7 protein-coding genes, 1 pseudogene and 1 CRISPR repeat array are annotated in these 9,561 nt (G+C 61.6%); of the genes and pseudogenes, 6 read left to right on the forward strand and 2 right to left on the reverse strand.

The features are described from left to right. Positions 1-17: 17 nt before the first annotated feature. Complete coding sequence (locus tag NW857_RS06240) at positions 18-1,118, reverse strand: SPOR domain-containing protein (RefSeq protein ID WP_414334769.1); 1,101 nt, start codon at positions 1,116-1,118, stop codon at positions 18-20. Between the two features lie 190 nt (positions 1,119-1,308). After that, positions 1,309-1,716 (reverse strand): hypothetical protein, encoded by a 408-nt coding sequence (locus NW857_RS06245; protein ID WP_414334768.1) that lies wholly within the window; start codon positions 1,714-1,716, stop codon positions 1,309-1,311. A gap of 94 nt (positions 1,717-1,810) precedes the next feature. On the opposite strand from NW857_RS06245, the gene recJ reads away from it, so the two are divergent. The 6 genes and pseudogenes from recJ to NW857_RS06275 all read left to right on the forward strand — a co-directional run. After that, positions 1,811-4,264: a single-stranded-DNA-specific exonuclease RecJ gene (gene recJ / locus NW857_RS06250; protein ID WP_414334767.1), complete on the forward strand. Its 2,454-nt coding sequence runs from the start codon at positions 1,811-1,813 to the stop codon at positions 4,262-4,264. A gap of 6 nt (positions 4,265-4,270) precedes the next feature. Beyond that, a complete protein-coding gene (locus NW857_RS06255) occupies positions 4,271-4,936 on the forward strand; it encodes a metallophosphoesterase family protein (RefSeq protein WP_414334766.1) in 666 nt (221 codons plus the stop codon). A 36-nt stretch (positions 4,937-4,972) separates the two neighbouring features. Continuing rightward, on the forward strand, positions 4,973-5,566 hold the full coding sequence (gene rdgB / locus NW857_RS06260) for an RdgB/HAM1 family non-canonical purine NTP pyrophosphatase (protein ID WP_414334765.1): 594 nt from the start codon (positions 4,973-4,975) through the stop codon (positions 5,564-5,566). Positions 5,567-5,680: 114 nt separating this feature from the next. Next, positions 5,681-6,721 (forward strand): hypothetical protein, encoded by a 1,041-nt coding sequence (locus NW857_RS06265; RefSeq protein WP_414368339.1) that lies wholly within the window; start codon positions 5,681-5,683, stop codon positions 6,719-6,721. A 46-nt stretch (positions 6,722-6,767) separates the two neighbouring features. Continuing rightward, a complete protein-coding gene (tmk, locus tag NW857_RS06270; RefSeq protein WP_414334763.1) occupies positions 6,768-7,385 on the forward strand; it encodes a dTMP kinase in 618 nt (205 codons plus the stop codon). A gap of 204 nt (positions 7,386-7,589) precedes the next feature. Next, positions 7,590-8,279, forward strand: a pseudogene (locus tag NW857_RS06275) (CHAD domain-containing protein); the annotation flags it as partial. Between the two features lie 186 nt (positions 8,280-8,465). Next, positions 8,466-9,484: direct repeats of the CRISPR family, unit length 36 nt; unit sequence GTTTCCAATTTCTAGGGATCCCCCCGAAGGGGGAAC. Positions 9,485-9,561: the final 77 nt, after the last annotated feature.

Here is a 9,561-nt window from a genome sequence, read left to right on the forward strand (position 1 = left end):
GCTGAAGCTGGCTGCTGCTACTCCACGGGCAGGATGCGGGCGTCAAACCCCGCCTCGGCCAGGGCGCGCCGCGCCTGTTCGGCATTGGCCCGCTGCCGGTAAGTGCCCACCTGAATCACAGAGCCGCGCACAAAAGCGTCAGGGGCAAACTGCTGCAGCTTGGGCAGCGCCTCTGCGCCGGCGGATACCACCACCCAAAATCCGCCTGTGCCTTCTTCGCGCAGGGATGCGGGAGAGGGGGTGGGATCCTGAACCAGAAGCGGTCGAGAGCGGCGCAGATCGGCGGGGAAGATCCCGGCTTCGTAGCCTCGGTCGGCCAGGTACCGCACCTGTTCGGCGGCAGCAGCCGGATCGGCAAACCCGCCCGTGCGCACCACCCGCAGGTCGTCGTAGATCAAAGGCAGGGATCCCTCTAGCAGTTGTTTGAGTGCAGGCCATTTCTCACCGCTGGGATCCGCCACCAACACCCAGTAGCGCTCCCCCTGAGGTGGATTGGAGTCAGGATCCCCTACAGCTTCCTCCCCTGCCAGCGACACCGCCACTGCCGGCAAGCCCTGGGCGGTCAGCCAGCGGGCCTGATCCTGCGCCAGCGACAGGCGGGAGAAGGTGCCCGTCTGCAAAGCCGCCTGGCCGCGGTACTGCACCACAGCAGCTCCTGGAAAAAAGCGGCGCACCCGCTCTTCCAGCCGGGGATCCCTGCTGGGGTTGGGCACATAGGTGGCAAAGGGCCGCTGGGGATCGGAGGGGGGAGCCGTTGGCGCCGGCGGGGCAGGGTTTTCAGAGCTGGGGGAGGGGCGGTCGGGCGCTGTTTGGGCGGGAAAAGCGGGCGGAAGGGGCGGATCCGTATCTTGACGGCTCACCACCCGCACCGGCAAGCCCAACCGTTCCAATTCAGCCTGGCGGCGTTGGGCGTGGTTGCGGTTGATGAACGTCCCCGCTAAAATGAACACCTGCCCGTCCCCTTGCACCAAATAGGCATCCGGCACCTGGCCGCGCACCTGGGCTAGAGCGGCTGCCTCGTTGGCCAGCACATGTACCTGGTAGCGGGTCAAGGCCAAAGCAGCAGGCAGGGCGAGGACAAAAGCCGCCAGGGATCCGGCCAAGAGGGCCGCTGTCATCCCCAGCCGTGGAGCAGGGAGCCCCTGCCACCCTGGAGCAGCCCTTTGGTTTATAAGCCATCTGCGGCACTGAAACAGCCCGGCGTTCACGGGATAAGCACAGACTTAGCGCATTTTTGGGTGCATCTCTAGTATAGACAGGTCGGCAGAACTCCACCCCTGGCGGGAATGGTTTGCGGCCCAGGGGTTTTCAGAAGCGGCGGCGCCGGCGGCGCCGAGCAGTCAGGGTGCGGGATCCCCCCAGGGCAAAGCGGATGATCTCCGTCTTGTACTGCTGCGAGCCCTCTGTGTAGTGGGCAAGCTGAATAGCGGATCCCTGGCCGGAGGGAAGAGCTGGCAAGGGCTGATCCGGGGTTTCGGCTTCGAGGGCGATGAAAAATCTTAGACGCAGCAGCACCTCCAGTTTAGACAGGCGCTCGGTCTGTTCGGGCACGAGGCGGCCGAGAGAGATTTGGAGGCGCGGCCTGCGGCGCCGGGATCCAGGGCGGCTCCAAAGCTGCCGGGCCAACGTCCACAGAGAGGCTTGCTCAGGAGACTTGACCAATAGCTTCCAGCCTGTCAGCGGGTTGAGGCCATAGGTAAGCAGCAGAGAATACATCGGCGGCAGGAAAGAGCAGAGGAGCGTTTTGAGTTAATGTCAAAAGGATAGCCCATAGGCCAACTGTAGCACTGCTACCTGAAGACCGATTGCAATGGCCGGGATCCCTGCCCAACGCTGGCTGTTTCATTCTGCAGACACACTGGCTGCCCAGAACTTGGCCGAGGCAGTGGGGGTCTCCTCTGTGTTGGCTCAGATCTTGCTCAATCGCGGCCTCTCTAGCCCTGCTGCTGTGCAGCGGTATTTGCAGCCGGATCCCGCCCACCTGCCCCCGCCCAGCCAGGATTTTGCCGATTTGCCGCTGGCGGTGGAACTGCTGGATGGGGCGATTTGCCGACAAGAGCCCATTGCCATCTGCGGCGACTACGATGCCGACGGCATGACCAGCACGGCTCTGCTGCTGCGGGCGTTGCGGGGCACGCCAGTGGTTTACCGCATTCCCAGCCGCATGACCGAGGGCTATGGCCTCAACAGCCGCATGGTGCAAGAGCTGCACCGCGAGGGGGTGCGCCTCATCCTCACGGTGGACAACGGCATCTCTGCCCACGAGCCCATCCAACTGGCCAAAGCCCTAGGTTTGACGGTGATCGTGACGGATCACCACGATTTGCCGCCCCAGTTGCCCCCTGCCGACGCCATCCTCAATCCCAAACAGCTCCCGCTCTCTTCTCCCTATCGAGGGATGGCCGGGGTGGGGGTGGCCTACCTCCTGGCCCAGGCGCTGGCGGAGCGGCGCGGTGACGGCCATTTGGAGCGGGTGGCGCTGGAACTGTTTACCGTGGGCACCATTGCCGATTTGGCGCCGCTGACAGGGATCAACCGCCTTTGGGTGCGGCAGGGGCTGAACCTCTTGCCCACTTCCCAGGTGGCCGGGATCCGCGCCCTGTTGCAGGTGATGGGGGTGCAGGGATCCCCAGAGGAGCTGCGGCCTGAGTGGATTGGGTTTGGCCTGGGGCCGCGCATCAACGCCGTTGGGCGGATTGGCCAGGCGAGAATGGGGATCCAGTTGCTGACCACCGACGACCCGCAGCAGGCGGAGAAACTGGCCCGCCGCTGCGAACGCCTCAACCAGGTGCGGCAGCAGATGTGCAGCCGCATCGAGGCCGAGGCCCTGGAGCAAATTGCCCGGCAAGGTCGGGATCTGCGGCAGGAACGGGTGTTGACGATTTTGGGATCCCCGCAGCAGAAATGGCACAAAGGGGTGATCGGCATCGTGGCCTCGCGCTTGGCAGAGCGTTTGGGCTGTCCGGTGTTCATCGGCAGCCAGTCGCGGCAAGGGGAGGTCAGCGGCTCGGCGCGGCAGGGGATCCCGGAGTTCGACGTGTTTCAGGCGTTGGAGTTTTGCCAAGATCTGTTCAGCAAACACGGCGGCCACCCGGCGGCAGGGGGATTTAGCCTGAGGGCGGAAAACTGGCCTCTTTTTGAAGAGCGGCTGCGGCAGTTTGCCCAACAGCAGTTGCAGCCGGAGCAGATCCAGCCGCTGGTACAGATCGACGTGGAGGTGGCACTGGCGGATCTCACCCTTGACCTCTATCGAGAGCTTCAGCATCTGCAGCCCTGTGGCATCGGCAACCCTGAGCCGGTCTTCTGCAGCCGCAACCTGCAGGTGCTGCAACAGCAGCGCTTTGGCGCAAGGGCCGTTAGTGGGGATACCCCCAGCCACCTGAAGCTGCTGGTTCAGGATCCCGACACTTCTGCCTTTGGCAACCGAGCAGAACCCTCACTAGCCTCAACCGCCAAAGCCCGCAGCCGTCCCCTGTGGGCCATTCGCTGGCGAGGGGCTGAGAATTATCCCCTGCCCGACCGAGTTGACCTCGCCTACACTCTGAAGGCCAAAACGTGGCAGGGAGAAACCCAACTGGAGCTGGAAATTGTCGGGATCCGACCTGCCCAAGAGGCTGCTGCCCGCACCCCCCCCTTTCCTCTGGACGCTGCTCCTTCCATGTCCCACTCCCAGAGCGAGACCGAGTCCTCACCCCTGTTGATCTGGCGACCCACCCCCCAGCCCACCCAGCCTTTGCGTTGGCAAGCTGTAGACCGGTTTTCTGTCCTCTTGCCCCGGGCGCGGGGAACCATCCTGTTCTACGGCTTCCGCCGCCCTTCGCTTGTCCTGTCTTCTGGGCGGCACTTGACTCTCCACTACGACCGCCCCCAAACCGGCCACCGCTACGATCAACTCTGGTTGTGGAGTTGGCCTCCTTCTGTGGATCACCTCAAGTGGCTGCTCTGGGGTACTCCCAGCAGTGAGCTGCTGATCGCCGTCCATCGGCAAGCGGTGCCCCTACCCTCCGCCACCGGCTTGCAACGCCAGCTCCGCCAATACCTGCAAACCCACAGCCAGGTGGATCTGCTGCGCTTGGCCCAGCAATGGTGGCTGTCTCCGGCGGTATTGGTGGCAGGCTTGCGCTCCCTGGGGTATGCCTGTTCGGATTTTGGCCCCACAGGATCCCTGGACGAAGAACTGGAGGCCCAGCAAGCTTGGTACCGCAGCTCCTGGCAGCAAGTGGCCGCCCGGCTGCTGCAGATTCCTTTTGCGCCAGCGGTGTAGGGCAGCATGGGAATTAAGCTACTGCTGGGCTCCGACTACCACGGCAGCGACCGGCTGATCCGGCAGGCCCTGGCCCATCTGCCACAGGTGGATGCTTACATCAACTGCGGCGATTTCTGTTCCAAGGCCGGCAAGCCCTCCCGTAAAGCCACCCAGGGCTTTCATCCGGCAGCGCAAGCCGAGGTAGCCCAGTTGCAATCTTTTCTGGCGGCGGTGGAGAGTTTGGGCAAGCCCTGGCTCTTCCTGCCCGGCAACCACGATCCGGCGGCTGCGGTTTTGGATTCGCTGGCTGGCAGTTGGGGGCGGGCCATCACCCAGTCCTGCTGCTTTGAGTGGCTGGGGTTACAGGTTTTGGCTGTGCCCTGGACTCCCCCCTGTGGTTGGAGCTGGTCTCTCACCTCCGGCCATTTGCAGGAGCTGCTCCACCTCTACCGTCAACCCCCCCGGCCCATTGACCTGCTGCTGACCCATGCTCCGCCGCAAGGTCTTTTGGATGAAGGCGGAAAATGGTATCACCATTGCACGCCCACTTTGCGCCCCTTATTGGAACAGGTGCAGCCGCGCTACTACATCTGCGGACACATGCATTGGGATGGGGGCAAGGTAGAGCGGTGGGGATCCACCCTGGTGATCAACGCGGCTCTGCACAACATGGTTCTCGAGATTGATTAGGTAGGGATCCCTTGGATTTGCGCTAGGATCCCTTTCATGCCCCGTTCTTTGATCTTGGCCAGCAGCAGCCCTGGCAAATGGCGCGAGTTCAACGCCTTTTTCCAAGCCCATGCCCCCGCTTGGGAGCTGCTCCGTCTGCCTGCAGCAATTGAGGTGGAAGAGACCGGTACCACCTTTGCCGAGAATGCCCTTCTCAAAGCCAAGGCCGTGGCCAAAGCTCTGAGAGAGTGGGCCATTGCCGACGATTCCGGCCTGGCGGTGGCAGCCCTTGGCGGCGCCCCCGGGATCCACTCGGCTCGCTATGCTAACAGCGATGCCGCCCGCATCCAGCGGCTGCTGCAGGAGATGGAAGGGATCCCAAATCGCCGAGCCACCTTTCACTGCGCCATCGCCCTGGTGGATCCCCAGGGCCAGGTGCAGGCGTTGGTGGAAGGCCTTTGCCACGGGGAAATCTTGACCCAGCCGCGGGGAAAGGGGGGGTTCGGCTACGACCCGCTGTTTTGGGTGCCGGAGGTGGAGCTAACCTTTGCCGAGATGAGCCCGGCGCAAAAAGAAGCCATCGGCCACCGCGGCCAGGCCCTACGCGCCCTCAAGGAGCAGTTGCTCGCCTTGGAGGGCAGTCTGGGCTAGCCTAGACTCACCAAAGGCTTGGGAGCTGCTAGGATACACTAGTCCAATTCTTGAGGGTTTGGGACAGGGAAAACCCTCTTGCGTTGGCAGCCGAAAGGGAGTACTTGAGGCAACATGAGCTTCTCCGAGTTTGAGGATCGCGATCCCACCGCCGCGACAGAGCAGGCTGCTGGCCGTGGTTCTCCAGATTCTACTTCCAGTCCAAACTCCAGCGGAGCAGCGGGCGGCCGTCGTTCTCCGCCCCCTTTGCCGGAAGAGGGCTCAACTGTTGCGGGCGCAGAAGATTGGCTGGATGAGGAGAATGGGCGGGATAGCCACAGGGCTTCGCGACCTTCTGGCCGCAGCCGAGACAACGAAAAGGGTGAGCAGAGAAGAGCGGGTGAGCGTTCTGGACAGGCCCTAGTTCCCCGCCGTTCTGTCTCCGGCAGCCGGAACGGATCCGCCCGCTCTTCTGCCTATGCCGGCTCCTACCGGTCTGCAACTTACGGCTACACCGCCGGCTACGGCGGCAGTGGAGGATATGGAGGTGGAGGACGCAGCAGCAGCTCCTCAGGGGGAGTCTCCTCCTCGGATCTGACAATCCTGCTGGTGGTGGCCTTGCTGGCTTTCTTCGGCGGGTTTGCCATCCGCAACATCTTTGCCGAGTCGGGCGGCTTCGACGATGAGCGTCCCATCCGCGCGGCCAACGTGCCGGCGGCCTTCCGGGATTTTTGCTTTGCCTACAATGGCACGGCTTCCTTTACCGTGGTGCAACTGACCAGCGTTTCCGCCCTCACCATGGCTTCGGTGCCCATTTACAAGATGGACACCTGCACCATCCCCGTCAGCCAAACCGCCAACGCCCTGCAGGCCTTGGGCATCCGCGGGCGGGCAGACACCTTAGGCCCACAATTGGGGGGATCCAACCTCACCCTCATCCAGCTCCCTCTCGCCAGCGGCTTGGCCCGCGCCATCTACAACCAGTTTCCCAGCTTAGCCACCCAGGGTAACGAGGCCCAGGTTTTGTCCCAACTGGAAACCACCATCAACAACACCCTGCGCTCCAACATCGAAGGGCTGGCCTTGCAAGGCCTGGAGCCCACCAACATCCCCGATGTGTACGTGATGGTGCCGGGGCACTCCTTCAATTTGCAGCCTCAACTCAACCTGCGCTAGCCATGCCCCTCAAACAATCCTTTGACACACTCTCCTGGGCGAGGACGTGTTCATCACCTTAGAAGGTGGAGAAGGAGCGGGCAAAACCACTCAGCAGTCCCTTTTGGCCGAGCAGCTTCAACAAGAGGGCTATGCTTGCCTGTGTACCCGCGAGCCAGGGGGCACAGCACTGGGAAAGGTGCTGCGGGAGCTGCTGTTGCACGGGGATCCCATGACGCCGCTGGCCGAGCTGCTCCTGTACGCGGCGGATCGGGCTGAACACGTGAGCAAGGTCATCGCGCCGGCCCTGGCGGCGGGACAAGTGGTGATCTGTGATCGCTACACCGATTCCACCCTGGCCTACCAGGGCTACGGTCGGGGGCTGGATTTGGGGCAGATCCGCCAGCTCAACCACTTGGCCACCGGCGGGCTGCAGCCGCATCTCACCCTGTGGCTGGATCTTGCTCCCGAAGTGGGGCTAGCGCGCTCCCATCTTGGCGACAAACTGGAACAGGAGCACCTGGAGTTCCACCGCCGCGTCTACCAAGGGTTCCAAGCCCTGGCCGCTGCAGAACCGCAGCGGACTGTCCGCATCGATGCCGAGGGATCCCCTGCCGAGGTAGCGGCACGGATTTGGTCGGTGGTGAAGCCCCGCCTACCCCGGCGCGACAACAGTGCAAGTTAGTATCTCTCCCCTCTCGCCCCCTTAAGGTTAAAATTAGGTTAAGAAGCAAAGCCGCTCTACCTCTTCCTAGGTTAGGTTGGCTGGGCAGCTCCGCGGGCGAGAGTTTTGTCTTTTCGATTGCTTCGCTGGGCTTTTGGAAAGGGAGACCTGTCTATAGATGCGATGTTGCTGGGTACCGAGCAAAAGGGTGAACAGAACCAGATCATGCTTTCCCCTTTGTCCTCGTCCTCTCTGGCGCTCCAAGCCCACCAACTGTTGAGCCAGCAATGGCAGCGACTGCAAAAACACGTGCGGCGAGTTCTGGCCCAGCATCCAGAGGCAGTAGAATCCTTGCATCAAATCCGGGTGATCCTGCGCCGTATTGGCACCTGGGTGGAGGTGTTTCAGGGATCTGTCCGGCTGCCCAAACCTCTTAAGCCCAAACGCCTGCAAAAGTTGGCCAGGGCTTTGGGCAAACAGCGGGATCTGGACGTGCTGCTGGAAATCCTGCAGGAGCCGTGGTGGGAAGGGATCCCGGCGGCCCAGCAAGCGGAGCTGGAGAAGCTAAGGCAAGATCTGCGGCAACGTCGAGCCCGAGCTGAGAAGCGCTCCCGTCGCATCCTCGAAGATTCTGACTTTCTGGAGTTTCAAGCCGCCTGCGAGCAGTGGCTGGCTCACCCGCGCTACAAGCCTCAGGCAGAGCTGCCTTTGCTGGAAAGCTTGCCCCATTTGCTGACCCCTCTGCTGGCCGAGTGGCTGCTGCAACCGGGTTGGCGGATCCCTGCTTTTCCCAGGACGGAGGCTCAAGCTGAGCAACTGCACGAGCTGCGCAAGGCTACCAAACGGCTGCGCTATCAGGTGGAGTTTTTTGCGCCCTTTTACGGGGAAGCCATGCAAGATTGGATAGCGACCCTGAAGCGCCTGCAAGACCAACTGGGCCGCTTTAACGACTTGCAGGTTTTGCAAGCCGAGCTGCCCGCAGACTCAGAACTGCAAACCCTTCTCCAAGAGCAACAAAAGCTAGCCCTCCAGGAGTGGCCCGGCTACCAACAGCGCTATCTGTCTACTGCTGAGCAGCGGCAGCTTTATTGCAATTGGTTTGTTTCCAATTTCTAGGGATCCCCCCGAAGGGGGAACCTTTGCGGGAGCTCTTCCCGCAGCTGGGCCAGCTCTGTGTTTCCAATTTCTAGGGATCCCCCCGAAGGGGGAACTTTGCATGGATTCTGGATTTAGAGGCAACGTGCTCAGGCATGTTTCCAATTTCTAGGGATCCCCCCGAAGGGGGAACTACGAATACTTCGCCGAAAGCACCGACGGAAGGCGGGAGGAATAGTTTCCAATTTCTAGGGATCCCCCCGAAGGGGGAACCCTAGGGAAAATTCTCGATTGCACGAAGGAACTCATTGTTTCCAATTTCTAGGGATCCCCCCGAAGGGGGAACACCTCATATGGACGAAATGAACATGGCTATCCTGGATGCCGTTTCCAATTTCTAGGGATCCCCCCGAAGGGGGAACTTTCCCTTTTTGCGCATACACCACAGCCCACGCAACGAGCGTTTCCAATTTCTAGGGATCCCCCCGAAGGGGGAACCATCCAAACGGGATTCTAGGCCGTGGGTACAAGTCAGCGTTTCCAATTTCTAGGGATCCCCCCGAAGGGGGAACAGCCCAGAAGTCTGGAACCTTAACGTCAGCCTATTGGATGGGTTTCCAATTTCTAGGGATCCCCCCGAAGGGGGAACAATGCCGTTCTCTGATAGGGCAGCTCCAGAGCGTTTCGAGGAGTTTCCAATTTCTAGGGATCCCCCCGAAGGGGGAACTCAGGTAGCGGGCACACGCCCCAGGGGTGGAGACGGAGTGTTTCCAATTTCTAGGGATCCCCCCGAAGGGGGAACGGCAGACTGCCACTTCAGCTTGAAGGCACAGGCAATCGCGTTTCCAATTTCTAGGGATCCCCCCGAAGGGGGAACTGCTTAATGACTTCCTCTGCTTGGCCGGCGACTTCCTGTTTCCAATTTCTAGGGATCCCCCCGAAGGGGGAACATCAAAAGCAGAGGGAGGGATTAGCAGCGATTACATCTTGTTTCCAATTTCTAGGGATCCCCCCGAAGGGGGAACCTACCCCTATTAAACCCAAGCGGGGCAAGGAATGCAAGACCCATTTGCGAGGGGGTCGGTCGAAGACGGCAAAAAAG

The sequence above is a fragment of the Synechococcus sp. H55.9 genome, from assembly GCF_047462355.1.
GTDB lineage: Bacteria > Cyanobacteriota > Cyanobacteriia > Thermostichales > Thermostichaceae > Thermostichus.

Bases quoted from the DNA above. Each gene is read 5' to 3' on its own strand.
- recJ (WP_414334767.1), top strand. From the start codon at position 1,811: ATGGCCGGGATCCCTGCCCAACGCTGGCTGTTTCATTCTGCAGACACA.
- rdgB (WP_414334765.1), top strand. From the start codon at position 4,973: ATGCCCCGTTCTTTGATCTTGGCCAGCAGCAGCCCTGGCAAATGGCGC.
- NW857_RS06245 (WP_414334768.1), bottom strand. From the start codon at position 1,716: ATGTATTCTCTGCTGCTTACCTATGGCCTCAACCCGCTGACAGGCTGG.
- NW857_RS06265 (WP_414368339.1), top strand. From the start codon at position 5,681: ATGAGCTTCTCCGAGTTTGAGGATCGCGATCCCACCGCCGCGACAGAG.
- NW857_RS06255 (WP_414334766.1), top strand. From the start codon at position 4,271: ATGGGAATTAAGCTACTGCTGGGCTCCGACTACCACGGCAGCGACCGG.
- NW857_RS06240 (WP_414334769.1), bottom strand. From the start codon at position 1,118: ATGACAGCGGCCCTCTTGGCCGGATCCCTGGCGGCTTTTGTCCTCGCC.